Raw genomic sequence first — 24,652 nt, forward strand, 5'->3', positions numbered from 1 at the left:
GGGGCATCCATGACTACCAGAAAATATTTCGGAACCGACGGCATTCGTGGTCGTGTAGGGCAATTCCCGATTACACCCGAGTTCATGCTGAAACTGGGCTGGGCTGCAGGCATGGCCTTTCGCAAGATGGGCGCCTGCCGCATTCTTGTCGGTAAGGACACGCGTATTTCCGGCTACATGTTCGAATCTGCACTGGAAGCAGGGCTTTCTGCGGCGGGCGCTGACGTGCTGCTGCTGGGGCCGATGCCTACACCTGCCATCGCGTATCTGACGCGCACTTTTCATGCCGAAGCAGGCATCGTCATCAGTGCTTCGCACAATCCGCACTACGACAACGGCATCAAGTTCTTCTCCGGCCAGGGCACCAAGCTGCCTGACGAGATCGAAATGATGATCGAGGAGTTGCTCGACGCACCGATGACCGTGGCCGAGTCCGAAAACCTCGGCAAGGTCTCGCGGATCAACGATGCTGCCGGGCGTTACATCGAATTCTGCAAGAGCAGCGTGCCGACCAGTACCGATTTTGCCGGGCTCAAGGTGGTGATCGATTGCGCGCACGGCGCGACTTACAAGGTGGCGCCCAACGTCTTCCGTGAGTTGGGGGCGCAGGTTGTGGTGCTCTCGGCGCAGCCTGACGGGCTCAACATCAACAAGGACTGCGGCTCTACTCACATGGAGGCCTTGCAGGCCGCTGTGGTTGCGGAGCACGCGGACATGGGCATCGGTTTTGATGGTGACGGCGACCGCGTGCTGATGGTCGACCACACTGGGACCATCGTTGATGGCGATGAGCTGCTTTACATCATTGCGCGCGATCTGCACGAACGTGGCCGCTTGCAGGGAGGTGTTGTCGGCACGCTGATGAGTAACCTGGGTCTTGAGCTCGCTCTTGCCGAACAGAATATTCCCTTCGTGCGGGCCAACGTTGGCGACCGTTATGTGATTGCCGAGCTGCTTGAGCGTAATTGGCAGATCGGTGGTGAAAACTCCGGGCACATCGTGTGTTTCCAGCATGCCACCACCGGTGACGCCATTATCGCCTCGCTGCAGGTGATACTTGCCTTGCGTCGCAGCGGCATCAGCCTTGCCGAGGCGCGCCTGAAATTGCGCAAGTGCCCGCAAATCCTGATCAATGTGCGTTTCGAGGGTTCCAGTGTCGACCCGGTTACCCACCCGTCGGTGCAGGAAGCCTGTGCGCGCGTCACCGAACAGATGGCGGGGCGTGGCAGGGTGCTATTGCGCAAATCCGGCACAGAGCCTCTGGTGCGGGTGATGGTCGAAGGTGAGGACGAAGCGCAGGTCAGGGCGTACGCCGAAGAGCTCGCAAAACTGGTTGCTGAAGTTTGCGCCTGATTTCGGCTTGCCAGTGTCGGAAGTGTTGGGTAACATCTGCGCCCACTTTGACCCACGAGGTGTAGCATGCGTCGCCCAATGGTAGCTGGTAACTGGAAAATGCACGGTACCCGCGCCAGCGTCGCTGAGCTGATCGAGGGTTTGGTCAAGCAGGCGTTGCCTGGCAGCGTCGATATCGCCGTAATGCCTGCAAGCCTGTTTACCAGTCGAGTGATCGAGGGCCTTCAGGGTACGTCGATCATTGTTGGTGCGCAGGATGCAGCCATTCAGGCTGAGCAGGGCGCACTGACCGGCGAAATCGCATCGAGCCAATTGGCTGATGCCGGTTGCAAGCTGGTACTCGTCGGGCACTCGGAGCGTCGTCAGCTGATTGGCGAGCAGGACGAGGTGCTCAACAAGAAGTTCGCAGCGATACAGGCAAGCGGTCTTACCCCTGTGCTTTGCATAGGCGAGACGCTTGAAGAGCGCAAGGCAGGGCAAACGCTTGAAGTTGTCGGGCGTCAGCTTGACAGCGTCATTGCAGAGTTTGGTATTGGTGCGCTGGTCAATGCAGTAATTGCCTACGAGCCAGTCTGGGCCATCGGCACCGGATTGACCGCTTCGCCTCAAGAGGCGCAGGAAGTGCACGCAGCAATTCGTGCGCAACTGGCAAAAGAGAATGCCGAAGTCGCACAAGGCGTGCGACTTCTCTATGGCGGCAGCGTGAAGGCGGCCAATGCGGTCGAGCTTTTCAGCATGCCGGATATCGATGGGGGGCTCATTGGTGGAGCGTCCCTGAATGCAGATGAGTTCGGTGCGATCTGTCGCGCCGCGGGAAACTGAAAAAATGCTGGAAACAGTCGTAATCGTTTTTCACCTGTTGGGCGCTCTGGGCGTTGTCGCTCTGGTATTGCTGCAGCAGGGTAAAGGTGCGGACGCAGGTGCGTCTTTCGGAGCAGGTGCATCAAATACTGTCTTCGGAGGTCAAGGAACCTCTACCTTTCTCAGTAAGTTTACTGCTATACTTGCCGCATGTTTTTTCATAACCAGCTTGGGGTTAGGTTACTTTGCTAAAGAGAAAGCTCAACAGCTGACTCAGGTAGGTTTGCCAGACCCTGCAGTACTGGAAGTGAAGCAAAAGCCGGCGGCAGGTGATGTGCCGGTTCTCGAAGAGCAAAAGCCAGCAGTTGTTCCTGCTGATGCACCTCAGGCTCCAGAGAAGAAGTAAAAAAGAATTCGGCGATGTTTTTGCGAGATCGCCAAAGAGTTGTAATGCCGAGGTGGTGGAATTGGTAGACACGCAACCTTGAGGTGGTTGTGCCCAATGGGTGTAGGGGTTCGAGTCCCCTTCTCGGTACCAATTAACAAGGAAGCCCGCATTAGCGGGCTTTCTTGTAGGTGGATGTTGGATTGACCCAGCAATGGATCGGTCGTATACTTCCGCCCCAGCTTTGTCGCGGGGTGGAGCAGTTTGGTAGCTCGTCGGGCTCATAACCCGAAGGTCGTTGGTTCAAATCCAGCCCCCGCAACCAGTTTTAGCGGAGCCCCTTTTAAGGGGCTTTTTGTTAGCTGGACAGTACGTGACGCCGATGTTCAGCGGCGTTTTCAGGGATGGGCTTTTGCCCATTTTTTTATTTCTAAAGCATGTACGAGGGGGTTCAGGTGTCGAGCAAGCTAGAACAGTTGCAGGGCTTGTTGGCCCCTGTGGTCGTGGCGCTTGGCTATCAATGCTGGGGGATCGATTTCAGTTCCCAGGGCAAGCATTCGGTGCTGCGTATTTATATCGATAAAGAAGGTGGTGTTCTGGTAGACGACTGCGCAATCGTCAGTCGCCAGATCAGCGGTGTGTTGGACGTAGAAGACCCGATCAGCACCGAATACACCCTTGAAGTCTCTTCTCCTGGCATGGAGCGCCCGCTGTTCACTATCGAGCAGTTCGCTTTGTACGCCGGGGAACAAGTAAGAATAAAGCTGCGTTCGCCTTTCGAAGGTCGACGCAACTTTCAAGGCCTTCTCCGCGGGGTGGAGGAGCAGGATGTCGTGGTGCATGTTGAAGACCATGAGTTTCTGTTGCCGATCGACTTGATCGACAAGGCCAACATTATTCCCACGTTTGACTGATACGTGCCGGTTACTGCGGATCCCGCGGATCCAATGGCTTGCGAAAGGCGAGGCGTACGATGAGCAAAGAAGTACTGCTGGTTGTTGAGTCGGTGTCCAATGAAAAGGGCGTTCCGGCAAGTGTTATTTTTGAAGCGCTGGAGCTGGCTCTGGCCACTGCTACCAAGAAACGTTTTGAAGACGAAGTTGAACTGCGTGTAGAGATCAACCGCCAAACAGGCAACTACGAGACTTTCCGTCGCTGGACAGTCGTCGAAGACGAAGATCTGGACGATCCTGCTTACGAGCTGGCCGTCGATCAGGCTCAGGCTAAAAAGCCTGGTGCCGTTGCAGGCGACCTGATCGAAGAGAAAATCGATTCCATCGAATTTGGTCGTATTGCTGCACAGACCGCAAAACAGGTCATCGTGCAGAAAGTTCGTGAAGCCGAGCGTGCTCAGGTAGTCGATGCCTACCGTGAGCGTCTGGGTGAAATCATTTCTGGTACTGTTAAAAAGGTTACACGTGACAATGTCATCGTTGACCTGGGTAACAATGCCGAAGCCTTGCTGGCTCGTGAAGACATCATTTCCCGGGAAACTTTCCGGGTCGGTGTTCGCGTCCGTGCTCTGCTGAAGGAAATTCGTACTGAAAACCGTGGCCCTCAGCTGATTCTGTCGCGTACTGCGCCAGAGATGCTGATCGAGCTTTTCCGCATTGAAGTGCCGGAAATTGCCGAAGGTCTCATCGAGGTGATGGCTGCCTCTCGTGACCCGGGCTCTCGTGCGAAAATCGCTGTTCGCTCCAAGGACAAACGAATCGATCCGCAAGGTGCCTGTATCGGCATGCGCGGTTCGCGAGTTCAGGCTGTTTCCGGCGAGCTGGGTGGCGAGCGTGTGGATATCGTGCTTTGGGACGATAACCCTGCGCAGTTCGTGATCAACGCAATGTCCCCTGCAGAAGTAGCTGCAATCATCGTAGATGAAGACGCTCATGCAATGGACATCGCGGTAGGCGCGGACAACCTGGCCCAGGCTATTGGTCGTGGCGGTCAGAACGTTCGTCTGGCCAGTCAGTTGACTGGCTGGACCCTGAACGTAATGACCGAATCGGACATCCAGGCCAAGCAGCAAGCTGAAACCGGTGACATCCTGCGCAACTTCATCGAAGAGCTCGAAGTCGATGAAGAACTGGCTCAGGTGCTGGTTGATGAAGGCTTCACCAGCCTGGAAGAGATTGCCTACGTACCGTTGGAAGAAATGCTCAACATCGACGGCTTTGACGAAGATATCGTCAACGAGCTTCGCGCTCGTGCCAAGGATCGTTTGTTGACTAAAGCCATCGCTACAGAGGAAAAGCTGGCAGACGCCCATCCGGCCGAAGACCTGCTCTCGCTTGAGGGTATGGACAAGGATTTGGCGATGGAACTGGCGGTGCGCGGCGTAGTTACCCGCGAAGACCTGGCCGAGCAGTCTATAGATGACCTGCTCGACATCGACGGCATTGACGATGATCGTGCCGGCAAGTTGATCATGGCCGCCCGAGCCCACTGGTTCGAGTAAGTAGGCGCGGCCTGAGGAGAGAAGTGCATGACGCAAGTCACGGTGAAAGAACTGGCCAAAGTGGTCGACACACCGGTAGAGCGCCTGTTACAGCAGATGCGTGAGGCAGGTCTGCCGCACACCGCCGCCGAGCAAGTTGTGACCGATAACGAAAAACAAGCCTTGTTGACGCACCTGAAAAGCGGTCACAAGGCCAAGGTGGAAGAGCCTCGCAAGATTACCTTGCAGCGCAAGACCACCAGCACCCTGCGCGTTGCTGGCAGCAAGAGCATCAGCGTTGAAGTGCGCAAGAAGAAAGTCTTTGTGCAGCGTAGCCCGGAAGAGATCGAAGCCGAGCGCAAGCGCGAGATGGACGAACGCCGTGCGGTAGAAAATGCCGCTCGTCAAAAGGCTGAAGAAGAAGCCAAGCGTCGCGCTGAAGAAGATGCGCGCAATCAGCCTGCTGCCGGCCAGCCTGCTTCGGCACCTGCGCAACCTGTTGCTGCAGCCGAGCCTGTACGTGAAGCACCTGCAGCCGCTGCTCCGGCACCTGCCAGCGCAGCGCCGTCTGCCGATGCCCGCAAGCGTGACGAACAACGTCGCCCTGACAAGCCTCGTGCTGACGACCGCAACGCCCGTGGCGGCGACGGCGATCGCAAGAACGCTCCGCATCGTGCTTCGGTCAAAGAGAAGGCTCCTGCCCCTCGTGTTGCACCTCGCACCACCGACGAAGAAAGCGACAGCTTCCGTCGTGGTGGTCGTGGCAAGGGCAAGCTGAAGAAGCGTAACGCGCATGGTTTCCAGAGCCCTACCGGCCCGGTTATCCGTGACGTTGCCATCGGCGAGACCATCACTGTCGGCGAATTGTCGGCACAGATGTCGGTCAAGGCTGCTGAAGTCATCAAATTCATGTTCAAGATGGGCACCCCGGTGACCATCAACCAGGTACTGGATCAGGAAACTGCCCAGTTGATCGCCGAAGAGCTGGGCCACAAGGTCACGCTGGTCAGCGACAATGCCCTGGAAGATTCCCTGGCGGAATCGCTGAAGTTCGAAGGCGAGTCGTTCTCTCGTGCGCCGGTTGTGACCGTAATGGGCCACGTCGACCACGGCAAGACTTCGCTGCTCGACTACATCCGTCGCGCCAAGGTAGCGGCTGGTGAAGCCGGTGGTATCACCCAGCACATCGGTGCCTACCACGTTGAAACCGAACGCGGCATGGTGACGTTCCTCGACACCCCTGGTCACGCTGCGTTTACCGCAATGCGTGCCCGTGGTGCCAAGGCGACCGACATCGTGATTCTGGTGGTTGCTGCCGACGACGGCGTGATGCCACAGACCATCGAAGCCGTTCAGCATGCTGTTGCTGCTGGCGTTCCGCTGGTGGTTGCGGTGAACAAGATCGACAAGCCGGGTGCAGATCTCGACCGCATTCGCAGCGAGTTGTCAGTCCATGGCGTGACGTCCGAAGAGTGGGGCGGTGATACGCCTTTCGTTTCGGTCTCCGCGAAAATGGGTACGGGCGTCGACGAGCTGCTGGAAGCTGTCTTGCTGCAAGCCGAAGTCCTGGAACTCAAGGCAACGCCTTCGGCTCCTGGCCGTGGTGTTGTTGTCGAGTCCCGTCTGGACAAGGGCCGCGGTCCGGTTGCTACTGTTCTGGTTCAGGACGGTACGCTGCGTCAGGGCGACATGGTTCTGGTCGGTTCGAACTTCGGCCGCATCCGCGCCATGCTTGACGAGAACGGCAAGCCGGTCAAGGAAGCGGGTCCTTCTATCCCTGTCGAGATTCTCGGCCTGGACGGTACCCCGGACGCTGGCGACGAGATGAGCGTGCTGTCCGACGAGAAGAAAGCCCGTGAAGTGGCTCTGTTCCGTCAAGGCAAGTTCCGCGAAGTCAAGCTGGCCCGTGCCCACGCTGGCAAGCTGGAAAACATCTTCGAGAACATGGGTCAGGCAGAGAAGAAGACGCTCAATATCGTCCTCAAATCTGACGTTCGTGGTTCCCTCGAAGCGTTGAACGGCGCCTTGAACGGCCTGGGTAACGACGAAGTGCAAGTGCGCGTAGTGGGTGGCGGTGTCGGTGGTATCACCGAGAGCGACGCCAACCTGGCACTGGCCTCCAACGCTGTACTGTTCGGCTTCAACGTGCGTGCCGATGCTGGCGCACGCAAGATTGTCGAGCAGGAAGGTCTGGATATGCGTTACTACAACGTGATCTACGACATCATCGAAGACGTCAAGAAAGCCCTTACCGGTATGCTTGGCAGCGACGTTCGGGAGAATATCCTGGGTATTGCCGAAGTCCGCGATGTGTTCCGTTCGCCGAAATTCGGCGCGATCGCAGGTTGTATGGTTCTGGAAGGTACTGTTTACCGCAACCGTCCAATCCGTGTTCTGCGTGAAGACATCGTTATCTTCGAAGGCGAGCTGGAATCCCTGCGCCGCTTCAAGGATGACGCTGCCGATGTACGTGCCGGCATGGAATGCGGTATCGGCGTCAAGAGCTACAACGACGTCAAGGTTGGTGACAAGATCGAAGTCTTCGAGAAGGTCCAAGTGGCTCGCAGCCTCTAAATCGCGAGCTTCAGGAGTCATGGTGGGGGCGTCGCATGTACATGCAGCGCTTTCTCCATGGGCTCTAAACGCAACGCCCGGTCTGGCAATTGTCAGGCCGGGCGTTTGCCGCTTTCAGACTGTCAGGGTTTGGTCCCGGATCAGTAACAGGTAACAAGCATGGCAAAAGAATACAGCCGTACCCAACGTATCGGCGATCAGATGCAGCGCGAGCTGGCGCAACTGATCCGTCGCGAAATCAAGGACCCACGTGTGGGTCTGGTCACGATTACCGCCGTAGACGTCAGCCGTGATGTCGGTCACGCAAAGATTTTCATGACCGTCATGGGGCAGGACAACGCGGAAGACATCGCGCAGACCATCAAGGTGCTCAACGCTGCCGCAGGCTTCCTGCGCATGCAGCTGGCCCGTGAAATGAAGCTGCGCAGCGTGCCTCAATTGCACTTCCACTACGACGAAAGCGTCGTGCGTGGTGCGCACCTCTCGGCACTGATCGAGCGCGCAGTGGCGCAGGACAGTCAGCACCAGGAAGGCCCTGCATCGCCAGATGCAAAGCCTGAAAGTACCGAGGAATAAAGGGTGGCTCAGGTCAAGCGTATACGTCGCAATGTCAGCGGGATCATCCTGCTCGACAAGCCACTGGGCTTCACGTCCAACGCCGCTCTGCAAAAGGTTCGCTGGCTGCTCAATGCCGAGAAGGCGGGGCACACGGGCAGCCTTGATCCTTTAGCAACCGGCGTTCTGCCGTTGTGCTTTGGCGAGGCGACCAAGTTCTCTCAGTATCTGCTCGATTCGGACAAGTCCTACGAGACGCTGGCCCAACTGGGCAAGACCACGACCACTGGCGACTCCGAGGGCGATGTTTTGCTCACGCGTCCGGTGACCGTTGGTCGCGACGATATCGAAGCGGTTCTGCCCGACTTTCGCGGGAAAATCAGCCAGATACCTCCCATGTACTCGGCCCTCAAGCGTGACGGGCAGCCACTTTATAAACTGGCGCGTGCAGGGGAAGTAGTGGAGCGCGAGCCCCGTTCTGTTACTATTGCGCGCCTGGAATTACTTGCTTGCGAAGGCGAGACAGCACGTCTGTCGGTGGATTGCAGTAAAGGCACCTATATCCGCACGCTGGTCGAGGATATCGGTGAAAAACTCGGCTGTGGTGCCTACGTCGCAGAGCTGCGCCGTACCCAGGCCGGGCCTTTCACACTGGCTCAGACTGTTACGCTGGAAGAGCTCGAGCAAGTGCATGCCGACGGTGGCAACGAAGCGGTTGACCGCTTCCTGATGCCTTCGGACAGCGGCCTGCTGGACTGGCCACTGCTGAAGTTTTCCGAGCACAGTTCGTTTTACTGGTTGCATGGTCAGCCGGTACGCGCCCCGGACGCACCTAAATTCGGTATGGTGCGGGTGCAGGATCACGAAGGTCGCTTCATCGGTATCGGTGAAGTCAGCGAAGACGGGCGTATTGCGCCGCGTCGATTGATTCGGTCAGAGTGACCGGAACCAGTCCACTGGCGGGCTAGCCTGGCAGTGGGGTGGAACGAGGATGGCTGTCAACAGGCACGGTCATATCTCATTTTTTAATACGAGGTTTTGTCCTCGGCCTGTTGGAAACGTTTCCCCGGAAGCGCTTCCCTGAAATAAGGATTGCCCACATGGCACTCAGCGTTGAAGAAAAAGCTCAGATCGTAACCGACTACCAGCAAGCTGTTGGTGATACTGGTTCGCCAGAAGTGCAAGTTGCACTGCTGACCGCCAACATCAACAAACTGCAAGGCCACTTCAAGGCCAACGGTAAGGACCACCACTCCCGTCGTGGTCTGATCCGTATGGTAAACCAGCGCCGCAAGCTGCTGGATTACCTGAAAGGTAAGGACGTTAGCCGTTACAGCGCCCTGATCGGTCGTCTGGGTCTGCGTCGCTAATAACGACGTTGCTAGAGGTTGGTTGTCTGTCGCGATCCGTCGGGTTTACCCGGTGGGTCTGGCAGGCTCCCAGCCTCAAGTTTTATCTGGGCTGTGGAAGGGGCCGATTCCCCACGCTGCCCAAGAATTCGCAAGAAACCAGTTCCCCAAGAGCCACAAAGAAAGGTAGGAAACCGTGAACCCGGTAATCAAAAAGTTTCAGTTCGGTCAATCGACCGTAACCCTCGAGACAGGCCGTATCGCCCGTCAAGCCTCTGGCGCAGTATTGGTCACCGTTGACGACGACGTCAGCGTACTTGTGACTGTGGTCGGCGCCAAACAGGCTGACGCTGGCAAAGGCTTCTTCCCTCTGTCCGTGCACTATCAGGAAAAAACCTACGCTGCCGGCAAGATTCCTGGTGGTTTCTTCAAGCGTGAAGGCCGTCCTTCCGAGAAAGAAACCCTGACCTCGCGCCTGATCGACCGTCCGATCCGTCCGCTGTTTCCAGAAGGCTTCATGAACGAAGTGCAGGTTGTCTGCACAGTCGTTTCCACCAGCAAGAAGATCGATCCGGACATCGCTGCGATGATCGGTACATCGGCTGCTCTGGCCATCTCCGGTATCCCGTTTGACGGTCCGGTTGGCGCTGCGCGCGTTGCTTTCCACGAAAGCACCGGCTACCTGCTGAACCCTACTTACGAGCAACTGCAGGCTTCGAGCCTGGACATGGTCGTAGCCGGTACTTCCGAAGCCGTTCTGATGGTTGAGTCGGAAGCCAAAGAGCTGACCGAAGACCAGATGCTGGGCGCTGTGCTGTTTGCCCACGACGAGTTCCAGGTGGTCATCAACGCCATCAAGGAACTGGCTGCCGAAGCCGCCAAGCCTACCTGGGACTGGCAGCCAAAGCCTGAAGCGACTGCACTGCTGGGCGCTATCCGTGCCGAGTTCGGCGATGCGATCTCCCAGGCGTACACCATCACCGTCAAAGCCGACCGCTATGCCCGTCTGGGCGAGCTGAAAGACCAGGTCGTTGCCAAGCTGGCTGTCGAAGAAGGCAGCCCGTCTGCCGGCGAAGTCAAAGCGGCTTTCGGTGAAATCGAATACCGCACCGTTCGCGAAAACATCGTCAACGGCAAGCCGCGTATCGATGGCCGTGACACTCGCACTGTCCGCCCGCTGAACATCGAAGTCGGCGTTCTGCCAAAGACTCACGGTTCGGCACTGTTCACCCGTGGCGAAACTCAGGCGCTGGTTGTTGCCACCCTGGGTACTGCACGCGACGCACAGCTGCTCGACACCCTTGAAGGCGAGAAAAAAGACCCCTTCATGCTGCACTACAACTTCCCTCCGTTCTCGGTGGGCGAGTGTGGTCGTATGGGCGGCGCAGGTCGTCGCGAGATCGGTCACGGCCGTCTGGCACGCCGCAGCGTACAGGCCATGCTGCCGGGCGCTGATGTGTTCCCCTACACCATCCGTGTTGTGTCGGAAATCACCGAGTCCAACGGTTCCAGCTCCATGGCTTCGGTCTGCGGCGCTTCTCTGGCACTGATGGACGCTGGTGTTCCGATGAAGGCACCGGTTGCCGGTATCGCCATGGGTCTGGTCAAGGAAGGCGAGAAGTTCGCCATTCTGACCGACATCCTGGGTGACGAAGATCACCTGGGCGACATGGACTTCAAAGTAGCCGGTACCTCCAAAGGTGTTACCGCGCTGCAGATGGACATCAAGATCAAAGGCATCACCGAAGAAATCATGGAGATCGCTCTGGGCCAAGCCCTGGAAGCTCGCCTGAACATCCTCGGTCAGATGAACCAGATCATCGGTCAGTCGCGTAACGAATTGTCGGCCAACGCTCCGACCATGATCGCGATGAAGATCGATACCGACAAGATCCGTGACGTGATCGGCAAGGGTGGCGCGACCATCCGTGCAATCTGCGAAGAGACCAAGGCTTCGATCGACATCGAAGATGACGGCTCGATCAAGATCTTCGGCGAATCCAAGGAAGCGGCTGAAGCAGCACGCCAGCGCGTTCTGGGTATCACCGCAGAAGCAGAGATCGGCAAAATCTACCTGGGCAAGGTTGAGCGCATCGTCGATTTCGGCGCATTCGTGAACATCCTGCCTGGCAAGGATGGCCTGGTACACATCTCCATGTTGAGCGACGCTCGCGTAGAGAAAGTGACCGACATCCTGAAAGAAGGTGAAGAGGTCGAAGTACTGGTATTGGACGTGGACAACCGCGGTCGTATCAAGCTGTCGATCAAAGACGTCGCCGCAGCGAAAGCGTCGGGCGTCTGATTGATTTAAGCAGTACTTGAAAAAAGGACTCTTCGGAGTCCTTTTTTTATGAGTGCAATTAGGGGCTTATGTTTGCACCGCGCGAAATGCCTGATGTGAACATGCATCTTGCAAGCCCGGGAAGCGGCGAACGGGCAATCTGCACGACTCCGTTAAATGGCCAAAAACACAAGCTGCTGATTTTAAAGGGTTTTTTTGCGTTCTCATATTTGGCACACCGATTGCGATATAACTGATAACCCTGCAGCCACACAGCTGGCGCAGATTTTGAGAAAAACAGGAGTTATCGTATGAAGAAGTTCGCTATCGCTGCTGCTACCGCTACTGCCCTGACTCTGACCATGGCTAACGCTGCATTCGCTCAGACTTCGGCCCAAGCGCCAATGGTTCTGGCAGCTAACACCACCACTCAAGAAGTCAAAGAAGATACCTCTGACACCTGGATCACCACCAAAGTCAAAGCTGACCTGCTGACTGAAAAAGGCATCCCGGGTTCGGACATCAAGGTTGAAACCAACAAAGGCGTGGTTTCCCTGTCTTCGACCGTAGCTGTAACTGATGCTCAGAAGAAAATCGCTGTAGCAATCACCAAGAAAATCAAAGGCGTCAAAGACGTATCGGCTGCTGGCCTGAAAGCCGAGTAATCGAACACTGCACATGAACACCCCCAGTCATTGATTGATGGAAGGTTCATGCGAGGCTACAAGGATGTAGCCATTACAGGCCCCGGCTGAAGAGTCGGGGCCTGTTCTATTGTGGGCGGGAAATATGCACAAGGCGCTGAACGCAACAAGGCGATCAGTTGCGACGTTTGCTTTCAATCCTCACCAGGCGACCGCCTTCAAAGCGCAGGTACTGATACATGCCGTTATCAGGGCCGTAGACCCACTCTTCTATCCTGACCGCCTCTGACCTGCGATAAGTGCTGTTGAAGGTCTCTTGAGTGCCAAGAACCTCCTGACTCACGGGCTCGCCACACTTCTGCTGAACTTCGAATGCCCGGTCACCGGTGCTTACCAGCTGGCTGCCGCACCGCAAGGTTGAGGTGGCGTAGGAAAAGGTAGCGGTTGACCCCGCCAAAGCGGCGAGGGTCAGGGTAATCAGCATCTTGATTCGGGTGCGTGCCAAGGGTTTATTCACTGTCGAGGTGGAGAGGGCTGACGACTTTACCATCCGGTTGAGCCTGACCCAGCCGGGCGTCGACAAAATACACGCGCGCATCTTCCAGCTTGCCGGTGTCCACCAGATAATCCTTGATGCTACTGGCCCTGCTCTGGCCCAGCTCACGCAGCAACAGCTCGTTACCGCTCCAGAATTTGAGTACGGCGGCACGCATCTGGCCTGCGCGTTGTTCCTTGCCCAGGTTTGCCCATTCAGCAGGCGGTTGCTGTTTCAGGCGAGTTCGGTAAATGCCTTCAAGCATCGGCGCTTTCTCATCGTCCGGGACCTGAATCAGCCCAGCCCTGGCCGGGACCTTGTCACCGCGTCTCTGAAGAATCTTGTAATACGTATACTGGTATTCCCGCTCCAGCCTCTGCTGGGCAATCAACGGGCCGTCACTGCTGGCGGCACTGGTGCCTTCAATCTCAAGCTTGAGGTCCGGGCGCTCCTTGAGTGCGGCTGAGAGCTTGTCCAGCGCCTTTTTTGCCTCGACCGACAAGTCACTGGCGCCTGGCGCGAAACTCACGCTGCCGAGGTCCTCGGAGCTGCCGCCTGCCACCAGCCCGCCAAGCATCTTGAACGGCGCTTGCGCGGCGCGCAGCACCAGGTTACGCAGCGTCTGCCAGACAATAGGCATCACGCTGAACTGAGGGTTGTTGAGGTCGCCTTCGATAGGCAGCTCCAGGGAAATGCGCCCCTTGGTGTCCTTGAGCAGCGCAACCGCCAGGCGAATAGGCAGGTCCAGCGCATCCGGGCTGTCGACCCGTTCGCCCAGTTGCAACTGTTCGATCAGCACTTTGTTCTGTGCCTTGAGCTGGCCCTTGGTGATCAGGTAGTGCAAATCGAGGTTGAGCCTGCCTTTGCGAATCCGGAAGCCGGCGAATTTACCCGAGTAAGGCGTAAGGTTGGTCAGCTCGACGCGCTTGAAGCTGGTGGTGATGTCGAGGCTGGCCATCGGGTCGAAAGGGTTGAGGCTGCCTTTGATGGTCACCGGTGCATAACGGTCTACCTTACCTTCGATATCGACCGGGGCCGGAGTGGCTTTGCGGTTGTTGATCGTGCCGATGCGACCATTGAGTTGCTGCACCGCGGTCGCAAAGTTGGGTGTCAGGGTCATGTCGGCAAAGTTTGCCGAGCCGTCCTTGATGTTCACTTCACCGACATAGATCGCCAGCGGGTTCTCTGTTTTAGCCTTGGGCTGGGTCTTGGCTGTTTTTGGCTGCGAGGCCGCCTTGTCATCGGGCTGCGGAATCAGCAGGTCGTCAACGTTGGTGGTGCGGTCTTCGTTGATCATGAAGCGCGCGTACGGCTGGCTCATGTTGACTTTGGCAATCGACAGGCCTGTGCCGTGCTGGTAGTCCAGGCCTTCGAGCTCCAGTTGTTGCCACTTGAGAAAATCGCGCTGTTTGAGCGTGTCGAGCGTGTGTAGCTGATTAACCTGGGCTTTGCCCGTGACGCTGAACGCCAGCGGCTCGGTGCTTTTCAGGTTGACCGCCAGATCGCTGCCCAGCATGCCGCTGCGCAGTTCAAGAAGAATGAACGGGCTGATGTAAGCCTGCGCGACGCGTAAATCGATGTCGCGGGTGGTCACGTTCAATCGTGCGCTCACCGGGTTCAGGTTCACGTCGCCGGTTGCAGTGAGATTGCCCTGTTTGCCCAGACCGGTGTCTAGCTTGAGGGTGAAGGGGGATTTGTTCAGGCTGTCGAAGTTTTGCATGTCCAGATTCAGCGGGCCGACATCCAGCGCAACAGGTTCTTTGGGCACGCGATCGGTCAGGTGAACCGTGTAGTTGCGCAGTTGCACATCGCGTAACAGCACTTGCCACGGCTTGCCTGGCTGAGCGCTGGCTTGCGCAGATGCCTGGGGGGCAGGCGCCGGTTCAGCGGCCTTTTCGTCCACTGCCGGTTTTTTCGGCGCGGCAGGCTTGCCCGGCGGGTTGGCGAACAGTTTTTGCCAGTCCAGTTGGCCATCGGCTTCGCGCGCTGCCCAGGTTTCGAGCTTCTGGCTGCGAATCTTGCCGACACTGACCAGTTGCCGGGCCAGATCAACCGATGTTTCGCTGACATCCAGGCGTTGCAGGCGCACCAGTGGGCGACCGTCGGGGGTGTTCAGCGCGAAGGGCGCCACACTGGCCGACAGGTTGGTCAGCTTGAGTTCGGTTTCTTTGGAGAGGTCGAGCTTGTAAGCGGTGCTGAAATTCAGCACGCCATTTTCAAGCGCCAGCGGCAGGGCGTCACGTACATAAGGCCACCACAGCTTCATCTTGCCGTCCGTGACCTTCAACGTGCCCTCGGAGGTGATCGGCACCAGACTGATGCGGCCCACCCAGTCGATCTGCCCGCCATCGGGGCCTGCCGCGACCAGCGTCATGTCGGCATTGTCTTCGGGCAGAGTGCTGAGGTTCTTGAGTTCGAAATTCAGCGCGTCGTAGAGGAATTCGATCGGCTCGCTGGGGCGCACATCCTGAAAGTGCACGTAGCCGTCAGCCAGCTTGATCTCGCCGATACGCAGCGGGAACGGCTTGCTCGGCGGTTGGTCTTTCGCAGGTTCGCTGGCAGGCAGCTTGAACAACTGCGCCAGATTGAGCTTGCCTTGCTTGTCGAACAACAGTTCGGCTTTGGGTTTGATCAGTTCGACGCGTTGCAGGTGCAGCGCTTTGGTCCAGAGGCTGTCGATCTGCAGGTTGGCGTAGAGCTTTTCAAACGCCACCTGTTCTTTGCCCGGCGTGCCGATGTTCAGGCCCCAGAGGGTCAGTTCCAGCGTGTAGGGATTGAATTCCAGGCGTTCGAGCCTGGCGGGCACGGTCGAATAATTGGCCAGTTGCTGATTCGCTATACGCAGGGCGACACCGGGGAGGATGAAAAACCCCAGCAAGCTGTAGAGCACGATCACAGCCAGCAGTGAGCCAAGTGTGCGTTTCAATCCTTTGGACATGGGCGGCGGCGTCTCTCTCTTTTGGAAGCCCTTGGAGTATGGCATGCCTGTTCGGTTCCCAAGGTACTGCTGTCGTGGCTTGTAGGAACTTTCCGGTATTGCTTTTCCAATTTTAAGTGACGAATCAGAGTTGCAGGATCAGCGTCTTCAACGGTGGCTGATTGTCATGAGACGGAAAGTCCCCGGCAGGCAGCATCTCTTGCCAGTCACGGACCGGGCGACCGGTTTTGGTGGCGCAGCGCAGCACTTGCTCGCGCCAGTCTTGCATGCTGACCTTTGCCAGATTGTTGCAGCAGATCAGCACGCCGCCATCTGCCGTCGCCAACAGGGCCGGTTTGAGCAGGCTTTGATAGTCGCGCAACAGGTCAACGGTGCCGAATGCGCTCTTGGCCCAGGCGGGCGGGTCGAGCAGAACCAGGTCATAGTGGCGCGGCTGCAGTTTCACATAGCTGGGCAATTGCTGGCTGCGCCGCGCGGCGACAGGCAACCCGGCCAGTTGACGGATCGCCGGGAAGTAATCGGACTGAATGAATTGCATGGTCGGCAGCTGTGGGTTGAGCGCGCCGTTTTCGCGGCCCACGGCCAGATTGCCTTCGGCGAAGTCCAGATTGCACACCTCGCTGGCGCCGCCGGCTGCAGCGCTGAGGCCGACACCGCAGGTGTAGGCGAACAGGTTCAGCACGCTTTTGCCGGCGCTGTGCTGCTTGACCCAGCCGCGCGTGTTGCGCAGGTCGAGAAACAACAGCGGGTCCTGACCGGCGTGCCGCCCCCGAACCCGGTAATTGAGCCCCCATTCATGCCCGACATGATCGGCCAGGGCCGCTTCTTCGGCCTTGTAGACGGTGTCCTCACGGTCCACCCGCGAATTGCCCTGCGAGCGATCGTTGTAGACCAGCAGTGTTTCCACGCCCAAGTAGGTATTGATCTGCGCATGCACGGCGAGCAAAGCCTCGCGATCCAGGCTGGCGTGAAAGCTCTGTACCAGCAATTGCGGACCGTAGCGGTCGATGGTCAGGCCGCTGGCGCCTTCCTGGCTGCCATGAAACAGGCGATAGCAGTCCGTGCCTTGCGTGTGCAGTTCGGCAAGCAACGGTCGACGATTATCGAGGGCGACGCTGAGCGCCTGATTCAGGGAAGACATGCCAAGCGCCTCGGACTGTAATAAAGCGCGGGAGTTTACCAGTTACCTGCCATTGATGGCTTGAGCCGTCGAGAATTGGCGCCTCTGTCACACAGCGCCAACATTGCCCTGCTACGTTGCTTTTTTGCCTGTTAGCGAGGGGATAACCGTGAGCCAGTTCGATCTCAAGCGTCGCCGTGTCATCCAGGCCGTTGGCGCCGTAGGTGCCGGTCTGCTGTTACCGGGTGTTGCACCAGCGGTGATCGCCTCGGTGCAGGATCGTCCGAAGATGGCCGACGGCGTGCAATCCGGCGATGTATTCGGTGACAAGGCGATAGTCTGGAGCCGCAGCGACCGGCCTTCGCGAATGGTGGTCGAGTGGGACACCCGCAGCATGTTCACCCAGCCACGCCGTGTGGTGTCGGCGCTGGCCGATCAGCGCACTGACTTCACGGCGCGTGTCGAATTAAGCGGGTTGCCGGTGGATCAGGCGATTTTCTACCGTGTCTCGTTTGAAGATGCCCAGACCGGTGTCGCCAGCGAACCCTGGTTCGGGCATTTGCGCAGCACGCCACAGCAGCGCCGCGATATTCGTTTTGTCTGGAGTGGCGATACGGTCGGGCAGGGCTTTGGCATCAACCCGGACATCGGCGGCATGCGCATCTATGAAGCCATGCGCCTGCGCTTGCCGGACTTTTTTATCCACAGCGGCGACACTATTTATGCCGACGGCCCGGTACCAGCGCAGATTACGGCCGAGGGCGGGCGCATCTGGCGCAATATCACCACCGAGGCGAAAAGCAAGGTCGCGGAAACCCTCGACGAATACCGTGGTAATTACCGCTACAACCTGATGGATGAAAACCTGCGCCGCTTCAACGCCGAAGTGCCGCAGATCTGGCAGTGGGACGACCACGAAGTCACCAACAACTGGTCGCCCAGCAAGCAGCTGGATGATCGCTACAAGGTCAAGGACATCCAGCTGTTGTCCTCGCGTGCCCGTCAGGCTTATCTGGAGTACGCGCCGCTGCGCCTGCAAGAGGCGGACAAGGGCGGGCGCATCTATCGCAAGATTCCCTACGGGCCGATGCTCGACGTGTTTGTCCTCGACATGCGCAGTTACCGCGACGGCAATGACGCCAATCTGGCCGACAAGCCTGGTCCGACGACTGCTTTTATGGGGCGCGAGCAGCTTGACTGGCTCAAACGTGAACTTGATGCGTCCACTGCGCAGTGGAAAGTGATTGCCGCTGACATGCCCATCGGCCTGGGTGTGCCGGATGGCGAAGTGAGCCCGGGCGTGCCGCGCTGGGAAGCGATTGCCAACGGTAACGACGGCCCTGCGCTGGGCCGCGAGCTGGAAATTGCCGAGCTGCTGGCGTATCTGCGTGCGCAGAAGGTTCGCGACTGTGTGTGGCTGACGGCCGATGTGCACTATTGCGCCGCGCATCACTATCAGCCGGACCTGGCGGTGTTCCAGGATTTCGATCCGTTCTGGGAGTTCGTCGCCGGGCCCTTGAATGCGGGCAGCTTCGGCCCTAACGTGCTGGACAAGACCTTCGGACCTGAGCTGGTGTTCCAGAAGGCGCCTCCCGCGCAGAACACCTCGCCTTTTGCGGGTTATCAATTCTTTGGTGAGGTGAATATCGACGGGCAGACGGGCGAAATGTCTGTCGCCCTGCGCGATCTGGATGGTGTGTCGGTGTTCGAGCGCAAATTGCAGCCGGCAGCGCAAGTCAGCCGCATCGTCTGACAGGCAATGAGGCCAATGGCGTAGGGCTTTCGGAAATTCCTTGCAACATGCCTGTCACGGGTGGCCTATCATGAGCGACCTAACGACGGGACCGGGTGTGTTGCATGCTGGCTATTTTTCTCGAAACCCTGAACATCACCGCCCCGGTGTTTGCCATGCTGTTTCTGGGCGTGTTGCTGCGGCGTATCGGCGCAATCAACGACGGGTTCATTGTCGCCGCTTCGGGGCTGGTGTTTAACGTCACCATGCCTGCGCTGTTGTTTCTCGGCATCATCCATGCCGATCTGCGCACCGCGCTCAAACCCAGCCTGCTTATTTTCTTCAGTGCGGCGACTCTGTTGAGTTTCGCTTTTGCCTGGGGCTGGGCGATCTGGCGTTGCCCGTATGAAGAGCGCGGCATCTACGTTCAGGGCGCGTTCCGCGGCAACAACGGTGTGATCGGCCTGGCGCTGGCGGCGAGCATGTATGGGCCGGTAGGGATTTCCCTGGGGGCCATTCTCGCGGCGCTGGTCATCGTCTTCTATAACACGCTGTCGACGGTGGTGCTGGCGGTCTACAGCCCGGTGATCAAGTCCGATCCGTGGAGCATTTTCAAGAGTGTGCTGGTAAACCCGTTGATCATCAGCGTGATCATCGCCTCGCCCTTTGCCTACTTTGGCATCGGTCTGCCCAAATGGCTGGAGACTTCCGGCAGCTTGCTGGCACAGATGACGCTGCCGCTGGCGTTGATCTGCATCGGCGGCACGCTGTCGCTGGCGTCGTTGCGCAAGAGCGGCAAGCTCGCCGTCAGTGCCAGCGTCATGAAGATGATCACCTTGCCGCTAATCTGCACGCTGGCCGCATGGCTGTTGGGCTTTCGCGGTCCCGAGCTGGGCATTCTGTTTCTTTATTTCGGCAGCCCGACCGCCGCCGCCAGCTACATCATGGCGCGCACCGCCAACGGTAATTACGAACTGGCCGCAGCAATCATCGTCATCACCACCCTGGCCGCAGCGGTCACCACCAACGTGGGGATTTTCATTCTGCAATGGGGCGGCTGGATCAATCCGGCTTGACGTAGCTGTCGATCACTTCCTGCGCAGCCCGAAACGCATCGATAGCCGCTGGCACACCGGCGTATACCGCGCAGTGCAGCAGTGCTTCACGAATCTCTTCGACGGTGCAGCCGTTGTTCAGCGCGCCACGCACATGGCCCTTCAGTTCTTGCGGGCATTTAAGCGCGGTGAGGGCGGCCAGGGTGATCAGGCTGCGGGTTTTCAGCGGCAGACCATCACGGCTCCAGACGCTGCCCCAGGCGTGCTCGTTGACGAAGTCCTGCAGTGGCTGGCTGAACTCGGTGGCATTGCCCAGTGCGCGGTCAACGAAGACATCGCCCATCACCTGACGACGAATCTGTTCGCCGTTGCTGATTGTCTTGTCTGTCATGGCTTTCCCCTTGAGCGAATGTGGATTGAGATCAGTGCTGGCGTCGCCAGGCGCGAACAGTGCCCCAGGCGACGATAATTCCCAGCACAGGCAAAGCGAAAGTCAGCATCAAGCCTTCGAGCCTTTCGGCCAGCGCCATGCCGGTGCTGATCGCCAGGATATGCAGCCCGTAGGTCAGGTACAACGCCAGCAACAGCAAGCCTTCGATACGGTCCATCCGGTAGCCGGAATAGAACAGCGGCACGCACAGCAGCGAAACGCCCAGCATGATCGGCAGATCGAAAACCAGCGCGTTCGGCGAGATGGTCAGCGGCGTGGGCGCGACCAGCGCGGTGAGCCCCAGCACGCCCAGCAGGTTGAACAGGTTGCTGCCGATCACATTGCCCACCGCGATATCGCGCTCGCCGCGCAGTGCTGCGATCAAGGAAGTCATCAGCGCGGGCAGTGAAGTGCCGATGGCAATGACGGTCAGGCCGATAATACGCTCGGAAAGCCCCAGGTGGATGGCGATAACCACCGAGGCATCGACCAGCAAGTGCCCGCCCGCGATGAGCATCAGCAGGCCTGCAGCCAGCATGGCCATGCGCGTGAAGGTGCGCGGTTTTCCGCTTGTAGCGGCACGCCCGTGACGTGGGCTTTGGCCTCCTTGGCGGATGATGATGACCAGACAGACCAGCAGTGCGACCAGAAGCAGCGCACCGTCAAATTTGCTGAACTCGCCGCTCCACGACAGGCCGATGGCCAGCAGGCAGGCGCCGATCATCAGCGGGATGTCGATGTGCAATACCTGACGCGCGACGCGCAACGGAATGATCAGCGAACACAGCCCGAGGATGACCAGCACATTGAAGATGTTGCCGCCGATGACGCTGCCCACGGCAATGTCGGTGTTGTCGGAAAACGCGGCTTGCAGGCTGACGGCCATTTGAGGCGCGCTGGTGCCCATCGCCACGACAGTCAGGCCGATGATCAGTGGCCGAACCTTGAAAATCGCCGCCAGGTGTACGGCAGCGCGCACCGACAGTTCGGCCCCGATCAGCAGCAACAGCAAACCACTGAGCATCTGAATCAGCGCGGGGGCGGGCAGGGCCGATAGCTGGAGAATAGGGGGTTGTCCTTGATCGAGGGCTTAGTCGAGGGCTTGAACGCGAACTGGCGCGGTGCCGCTGCGCAGCATACCCAGTTGTTCGGCTGCTTCGCGAGAGACATCGATCAGACGACCCCGTGTGTGCGGGCCACGATCATTGACACGCACGATCACTGATTTGTCGTTGTTCAGGTTGGTGACTTTGACGCGCGTGCCGAATGGCAACTGCCGGTGGGCAGCGGTCAGAGCGTTCTGATTGAACGGTTCGCCGCTGGCGGTGCGATTGCCATGATGGCGGGCACCGTAGTAAGCGGCAGTACCGGTTTCGTCATAACCTTGTGGGTCAATGACGTGATTGGCGCAGCCAGCCAGCAAGGTCAGCAGGCTGCTGGCAAGAAGAAGTCGACGCATGGGTGGGGTCCTGAGTGCAAATCGGGCTCATCGATACTTGACTATCGTGCCAATGCTCCGCGTTGGCACGATAATCAGCGACAGTCAGCTTGGGACGATTAACCCTGCAGTTTGGCCTTCAGCAGTTCGTTGACCTGCTGTGGGTTGGCCTTGCCTTTGGAGGCTTTCATGGCCTGGCCGACGAAGAAACCGAACATCTTGCCGCGCTTGGCTTCATCAGCTGCACGGTACTGTTCGACCTGTTCTGCGTTGGCAGCCAGTACTTCGTCGAGCATCGATTCGATGGCACCGCTGTCGGTCACCTGTTTCAGGCCGCGCTTCTCGATCACTTCATCGGCGCTGCCTTCACCATTGGCCATCGCTTCAAAAACCATTTTGGCGATCTTGCCCGAAATGGTGTTATCAGTGATGCGCTTGAGCATACCGCCCAGTTGCTCGGCGCTGACCGGCGACTGGTCGATTTCGACCCCCTGTTTGTTCAACAGGCTGCCCAGTTCGACCATGACCCAGTTGGCGGCCAGCTTGGCGTCGCCGCTGATGCTGACCACTTTTTCAAAGTAGTCGGCCTGCTCGCGGCTGGATGCCAGCACGCTGGCGTCGTACGTCGACAGGCCAAACTGGCTCTGGAAGCGTTCGCGTTTCTGCGGTGGCAGTTCCGGCAGTGTGGCGCGGGTTTCTTCGATGAACGAGTCTTCGATGATCACCGGCAACAGGTCTGGGTCAGGGAAGTAACGGTAGTCGTTGGCTTCTTCCTTGCTGCGCATGGCGCGGGTTTCGTTGGTGTTCGGGTCGTACAGACGTGTCTGCTGGATAACCTTGCCGCCGTCTTCGATCAGGTCGATCTGGCGCTGAATCTCGCTGTTGATCGCTTTTTCGATGAAGCGAAACGAGTTGACGTTCTTGATCTCGCAGCGAGTACCGAACTCGACCTGGCCCTTGGGGCGGATCGACACGTTGCAGTCGCAACGCAGCGAGCCCTCGGCCATGTTGCCGTCGCAGATACCCAGGTAGCGAACGATCGCGTGGATGGCCTTGACGTAGGCCACGGCTTCTTTTGCGCTGCGCATGTCCGGCTCGGAAACGATCTCCAGCAGCGGCGTGCCGGCACGGTTCAGGTCGATCCCGGTCATGCCCTGGAAGTCTTCATGCAGGCTTTTGCCAGCGTCTTCTTCAAGGTGCGCGCGAGTGATGCCGACGCGTTTGACCGTGCCGTCCTCCAGGGGAATGTCCAGGTGGCCCTTGCCGACAATCGGCAGCTCCATCTGGCTGATCTGATAGCCCTTGGGCAGGTCCGGGTAAAAATAGTTTTTGCGGGCGAACACGTTGTGCTGACCGATTTCGGCATCTACCGCCAGGCCGAACTTGACGGCCATGCGCACGGCTTCCTTGTTCAGCACTGGCAGCACGCCCGGCATGCCCAGATCGACAAGGCTGGCCTGGGTGTTAGGCTCGGAGCCGAACGTGGTGGCGCTGCCGGAAAAAATCTTTGATTGGGTCGAAAGCTGAGTGTGAATCTCAAGCCCGATGACGACTTCCCATTGCATGTGTTTCTCCTCAGAAGCCTTCAGGTGCGCGAGTGTGCCAGTCAGTGACTTGCTGATACTGATGCGCCACATTCAAGAGACGGCCTTCCTGGAAATACGGGGCGAGCAATTGCACGCCGACCGGCAGACCATCGACAAAGCCCGCTGGCATGGACAAGCCGGGCAGGCCCGCCAGGTTGGCGGTGATGGTGTAGAAGTCTTCCAGGTATTGGGCAATCGGGTCGTGGGTCTTGGCGCCGATTTTCCAGGCCGGGTTGGGCGTGGTCGGGCCGAGGATCACGTCGACTTCGGCAAATGCACTCATGAAATCGTTCTTGATCAGGCGGCGGATTTTCTGCGCCTGCAAGTAATAGGCGTCGTAGTAACCAGCCGACAGCGCGTAGGCGCCGACCATGATGCGTCGCTGCACTTCCGGGCCAAAGCCCTCGGCGCGCGAGCGCTTGTACAGGTCGGTCAGGTCCTTCGGGTCTTCACAGCGGTAGCCGAAGCGCACGCCGTCGAAACGCGACAGGTTGGACGATGCTTCTGCCGGAGCGATGACGTAGTAGGCAGGAATAGCGTGTTGCAGGTTCGGCAGGCTGACTTGCTTGACGATTGCGCCGAGCTTTTCCAGCTCCTTGACGCTCTCATGCACCAACTGCGCGATGCGCGGGTCGAGGCCTGCACTGAAATATTCTTTCGGCACGCCGATACGCAGGCCCTTGAGCGAGGTATTGAGGCTGGCGGAGTAGTCCGGGACCGGCTCGTCGATGCTGGTGGAGTCCTGCGGGTCGAAACCGGCCATGCCTTGCAGCAGCAGTGCGCAGTCTTCGGCGGTGCGAGCCATCGGGCCTGCCTGATCAAGGCTGGACGCATAAGCAATCATGCCCCAGCGCGACACACGACCGTAGGTCGGCTTGAGGCCGGTGAGGTTGGTCAGCGCCGCTGGCTGGCGAATCGAGCCGCCGGTGTCGGTGCCGGTCGCCGCAGGCAGCAGGCGTGCAGCAACTGCTGCAGCCGAACCGCCAGAGGAGCCGCCAGGCACGCATTCCAGGTTCCACGGGTTTTTCACCGCGCCGTAATGGCTGGACTCATTGGCCGAACCCATGGCGAATTCGTCCATGTTGGTCTTGCCCAGCGTTACCGTGCCGGCCGAAGCCAGTTTCGACACAACCGTGGCGTCGTACGGCGCCTTGAAGTTGTCGAGCATCCGGGAGCCGCAACTGGTGCGAATGCCCTGGGTGCAGAACAGGTCCTTGTGCGCCAGGGGGGCACCGAGCAGCGGCCCGTTTTCACCGGCCGCACGGCGGGCGTCTGCCGCCTGGGCCTGGGTGATGGCCAGGTCTTCGGTGAGGCTGATGAAGCTATTGAGCTGCGGGTCAAGCTGCGCGATACGCGACAGCAGAACGCGGGTCAGCTCTTCGGAAGAAAACTTTTTTTCGGCGAGTCCGCGAGCGATCTCGGCCAGAGTCATTTGGTGCATG

The 24,652-nt window shown here is 58.6% G+C and carries 21 protein-coding genes and 2 tRNA genes; 15 read left to right on the plus strand and 8 right to left on the minus strand.

Annotation, left to right across the window (positions count from 1 at the left end; all coding sequences use genetic code 11):
* Positions 1-9: 9 nt before the first annotated feature.
* The 13 genes from glmM to QRN38_RS21195 all read left to right on the plus strand — a co-directional run bounded on the left by glmM (position 10) and on the right by QRN38_RS21195 (position 12,397).
* The gene (gene glmM, locus QRN38_RS21135; protein WP_005766449.1) at positions 10-1,353 is read left to right on the plus strand and encodes a phosphoglucosamine mutase; all 1,344 of its coding nucleotides are present in this window, start codon (positions 10-12) and stop codon (positions 1,351-1,353) included.
* A 66-nt stretch (positions 1,354-1,419) separates the two neighbouring features.
* Positions 1,420-2,175 carry a triose-phosphate isomerase gene (gene tpiA / locus QRN38_RS21140; protein WP_005739097.1) on the plus strand — a complete coding sequence of 252 codons (756 nt, stop codon included), beginning with the start codon at positions 1,420-1,422 and terminating at the stop codon, positions 2,173-2,175.
* Positions 2,176-2,179: 4 nt separating this feature from the next.
* A complete protein-coding gene (secG, locus tag QRN38_RS21145; RefSeq protein WP_005766452.1) occupies positions 2,180-2,560 on the plus strand; it encodes a preprotein translocase subunit SecG in 381 nt (126 codons plus the stop codon).
* 46 nt (positions 2,561-2,606) lie between these two features.
* Positions 2,607-2,692: transfer RNA gene (locus QRN38_RS21150), tRNA-Leu, on the plus strand.
* Positions 2,693-2,787: 95 nt separating this feature from the next.
* Positions 2,788-2,864 (plus strand) — tRNA-Met (locus QRN38_RS21155).
* A 130-nt stretch (positions 2,865-2,994) separates the two neighbouring features.
* The gene (gene rimP, locus QRN38_RS21160; RefSeq protein WP_032710579.1) at positions 2,995-3,453 is read left to right on the plus strand and encodes a ribosome maturation factor RimP; all 459 of its coding nucleotides are present in this window, start codon (positions 2,995-2,997) and stop codon (positions 3,451-3,453) included.
* Between the two features lie 59 nt (positions 3,454-3,512).
* Positions 3,513-4,994, plus strand: a complete 1,482-nt coding sequence (nusA, locus tag QRN38_RS21165) for a transcription termination factor NusA (RefSeq protein WP_005620402.1) — start codon at positions 3,513-3,515, stop codon at positions 4,992-4,994.
* Between the two features lie 27 nt (positions 4,995-5,021).
* Positions 5,022-7,547, plus strand: coding sequence for a translation initiation factor IF-2 (gene infB, locus QRN38_RS21170; protein WP_003377503.1), 2,526 nt, complete (start codon positions 5,022-5,024; stop codon positions 7,545-7,547).
* Positions 7,548-7,706: 159 nt separating this feature from the next.
* Positions 7,707-8,123, plus strand: coding sequence for a 30S ribosome-binding factor RbfA (gene rbfA, locus QRN38_RS21175; RefSeq protein WP_003377505.1), 417 nt, complete (start codon positions 7,707-7,709; stop codon positions 8,121-8,123).
* 3 nt (positions 8,124-8,126) lie between these two features.
* On the plus strand, positions 8,127-9,044 hold the full coding sequence (truB, locus tag QRN38_RS21180; RefSeq protein WP_005766456.1) for a tRNA pseudouridine(55) synthase TruB: 918 nt from the start codon (positions 8,127-8,129) through the stop codon (positions 9,042-9,044).
* 158 nt (positions 9,045-9,202) lie between these two features.
* Positions 9,203-9,472 carry a 30S ribosomal protein S15 gene (gene rpsO, locus QRN38_RS21185; protein WP_002555121.1) on the plus strand — a complete coding sequence of 90 codons (270 nt, stop codon included), beginning with the start codon at positions 9,203-9,205 and terminating at the stop codon, positions 9,470-9,472.
* Positions 9,473-9,647: 175 nt separating this feature from the next.
* Positions 9,648-11,753 (plus strand): polyribonucleotide nucleotidyltransferase, encoded by a 2,106-nt coding sequence (pnp, locus tag QRN38_RS21190; RefSeq protein WP_003377508.1) that lies wholly within the window; start codon positions 9,648-9,650, stop codon positions 11,751-11,753.
* Between the two features lie 290 nt (positions 11,754-12,043).
* Positions 12,044-12,397 carry a BON domain-containing protein gene (locus tag QRN38_RS21195; RefSeq protein WP_004656644.1) on the plus strand — a complete coding sequence of 118 codons (354 nt, stop codon included), beginning with the start codon at positions 12,044-12,046 and terminating at the stop codon, positions 12,395-12,397.
* Positions 12,398-12,551: 154 nt separating this feature from the next.
* On the opposite strand, the gene QRN38_RS21200 is transcribed toward QRN38_RS21195, so the two are convergent.
* The 3 genes from QRN38_RS21200 to QRN38_RS21210 all read right to left on the minus strand — a co-directional run bounded on the left by QRN38_RS21200 (position 12,552) and on the right by QRN38_RS21210 (position 16,990).
* Entirely contained in the window at positions 12,552-12,860 is a 309-nt protein-coding gene (locus tag QRN38_RS21200; RefSeq protein WP_032710582.1) for a DUF2845 domain-containing protein, read from the minus strand.
* 25 nt (positions 12,861-12,885) lie between these two features.
* Positions 12,886-15,849, minus strand: coding sequence for a DUF748 domain-containing protein (locus tag QRN38_RS21205; RefSeq protein WP_057418795.1), 2,964 nt, complete (start codon positions 15,847-15,849; stop codon positions 12,886-12,888).
* A gap of 124 nt (positions 15,850-15,973) precedes the next feature.
* Positions 15,974-16,990 carry a class I SAM-dependent rRNA methyltransferase gene (locus tag QRN38_RS21210; RefSeq protein ID WP_057418796.1) on the minus strand — a complete coding sequence of 339 codons (1,017 nt, stop codon included), beginning with the start codon at positions 16,988-16,990 and terminating at the stop codon, positions 15,974-15,976.
* 148 nt (positions 16,991-17,138) lie between these two features.
* Here QRN38_RS21210 and QRN38_RS21215 point away from each other — a divergent pair, with 148 nt between their 5' ends.
* Both QRN38_RS21215 and QRN38_RS21220 read left to right on the plus strand, forming a co-directional pair.
* A complete protein-coding gene (locus tag QRN38_RS21215; RefSeq protein ID WP_007243701.1) occupies positions 17,139-18,722 on the plus strand; it encodes an alkaline phosphatase D family protein in 1,584 nt (527 codons plus the stop codon).
* A gap of 104 nt (positions 18,723-18,826) precedes the next feature.
* Positions 18,827-19,777 carry an AEC family transporter gene (locus QRN38_RS21220; protein WP_005766467.1) on the plus strand — a complete coding sequence of 317 codons (951 nt, stop codon included), beginning with the start codon at positions 18,827-18,829 and terminating at the stop codon, positions 19,775-19,777.
* On the opposite strand, the gene QRN38_RS21225 is transcribed toward QRN38_RS21220, so the two are convergent.
* The 5 genes from QRN38_RS21225 to gatA form a co-directional block, all read right to left on the minus strand.
* Positions 19,764-20,147 (minus strand): carboxymuconolactone decarboxylase family protein, encoded by a 384-nt coding sequence (locus tag QRN38_RS21225; RefSeq protein WP_007243700.1) that lies wholly within the window; start codon positions 20,145-20,147, stop codon positions 19,764-19,766. The genes QRN38_RS21220 and QRN38_RS21225 overlap by 14 nt on opposite strands.
* A 31-nt stretch (positions 20,148-20,178) precedes the next feature.
* Positions 20,179-21,210: a calcium/sodium antiporter gene (locus tag QRN38_RS21230; RefSeq protein WP_005766471.1), complete on the minus strand. Its 1,032-nt coding sequence runs from the start codon at positions 21,208-21,210 to the stop codon at positions 20,179-20,181.
* Positions 21,211-21,276: 66 nt separating this feature from the next.
* The gene (locus tag QRN38_RS21235) at positions 21,277-21,645 is read right to left on the minus strand and encodes a septal ring lytic transglycosylase RlpA family protein (RefSeq protein ID WP_057418797.1); all 369 of its coding nucleotides are present in this window, start codon (positions 21,643-21,645) and stop codon (positions 21,277-21,279) included.
* 98 nt (positions 21,646-21,743) lie between these two features.
* A complete protein-coding gene (gene gatB / locus QRN38_RS21240) occupies positions 21,744-23,189 on the minus strand; it encodes an Asp-tRNA(Asn)/Glu-tRNA(Gln) amidotransferase subunit GatB (protein ID WP_057418814.1) in 1,446 nt (481 codons plus the stop codon).
* 10 nt (positions 23,190-23,199) lie between these two features.
* On the minus strand, positions 23,200-24,651 hold the full coding sequence (gene gatA, locus QRN38_RS21245; RefSeq protein WP_005766477.1) for an Asp-tRNA(Asn)/Glu-tRNA(Gln) amidotransferase subunit GatA: 1,452 nt from the start codon (positions 24,649-24,651) through the stop codon (positions 23,200-23,202).
* Position 24,652: the final 1 nt, after the last annotated feature.

The sequence above is a fragment of the Pseudomonas sp. CFBP2511 genome (assembly GCF_030209255.1).
Lineage (GTDB): Bacteria > Pseudomonadota > Gammaproteobacteria > Pseudomonadales > Pseudomonadaceae > Aquipseudomonas > Aquipseudomonas avellanae.

Bases quoted from the DNA above. Each gene is read 5' to 3' on its own strand.
- glmM (WP_005766449.1), top strand. From the start codon at position 10: ATGACTACCAGAAAATATTTCGGAACCGACGGCATTCGTGGTCGTGTA.
- tpiA (WP_005739097.1), top strand. From the start codon at position 1,420: ATGCGTCGCCCAATGGTAGCTGGTAACTGGAAAATGCACGGTACCCGC.
- secG (WP_005766452.1), top strand. From the start codon at position 2,180: ATGCTGGAAACAGTCGTAATCGTTTTTCACCTGTTGGGCGCTCTGGGC.
- nusA (WP_005620402.1), top strand. From the start codon at position 3,513: ATGAGCAAAGAAGTACTGCTGGTTGTTGAGTCGGTGTCCAATGAAAAG.
- infB (WP_003377503.1), top strand. From the start codon at position 5,022: ATGACGCAAGTCACGGTGAAAGAACTGGCCAAAGTGGTCGACACACCG.
- rbfA (WP_003377505.1), top strand. From the start codon at position 7,707: ATGGCAAAAGAATACAGCCGTACCCAACGTATCGGCGATCAGATGCAG.
- rpsO (WP_002555121.1), top strand. From the start codon at position 9,203: ATGGCACTCAGCGTTGAAGAAAAAGCTCAGATCGTAACCGACTACCAG.
- QRN38_RS21195 (WP_004656644.1), top strand. From the start codon at position 12,044: ATGAAGAAGTTCGCTATCGCTGCTGCTACCGCTACTGCCCTGACTCTG.
- QRN38_RS21200 (WP_032710582.1), bottom strand. From the start codon at position 12,860: ATGCTGATTACCCTGACCCTCGCCGCTTTGGCGGGGTCAACCGCTACC.
- QRN38_RS21205 (WP_057418795.1), bottom strand. From the start codon at position 15,849: ATGTCCAAAGGATTGAAACGCACACTTGGCTCACTGCTGGCTGTGATC.
- QRN38_RS21210 (WP_057418796.1), bottom strand. From the start codon at position 16,990: ATGTCTTCCCTGAATCAGGCGCTCAGCGTCGCCCTCGATAATCGTCGA.
- QRN38_RS21220 (WP_005766467.1), top strand. From the start codon at position 18,827: ATGCTGGCTATTTTTCTCGAAACCCTGAACATCACCGCCCCGGTGTTT.
- QRN38_RS21225 (WP_007243700.1), bottom strand. From the start codon at position 20,147: ATGACAGACAAGACAATCAGCAACGGCGAACAGATTCGTCGTCAGGTG.
- QRN38_RS21230 (WP_005766471.1), bottom strand. From the start codon at position 21,210: ATGCTCAGTGGTTTGCTGTTGCTGCTGATCGGGGCCGAACTGTCGGTG.
- QRN38_RS21235 (WP_057418797.1), bottom strand. From the start codon at position 21,645: ATGCGTCGACTTCTTCTTGCCAGCAGCCTGCTGACCTTGCTGGCTGGC.
- gatB (WP_057418814.1), bottom strand. From the start codon at position 23,189: ATGCAATGGGAAGTCGTCATCGGGCTTGAGATTCACACTCAGCTTTCG.
- gatA (WP_005766477.1), bottom strand. From the start codon at position 24,651: ATGCACCAAATGACTCTGGCCGAGATCGCTCGCGGACTCGCCGAAAAA.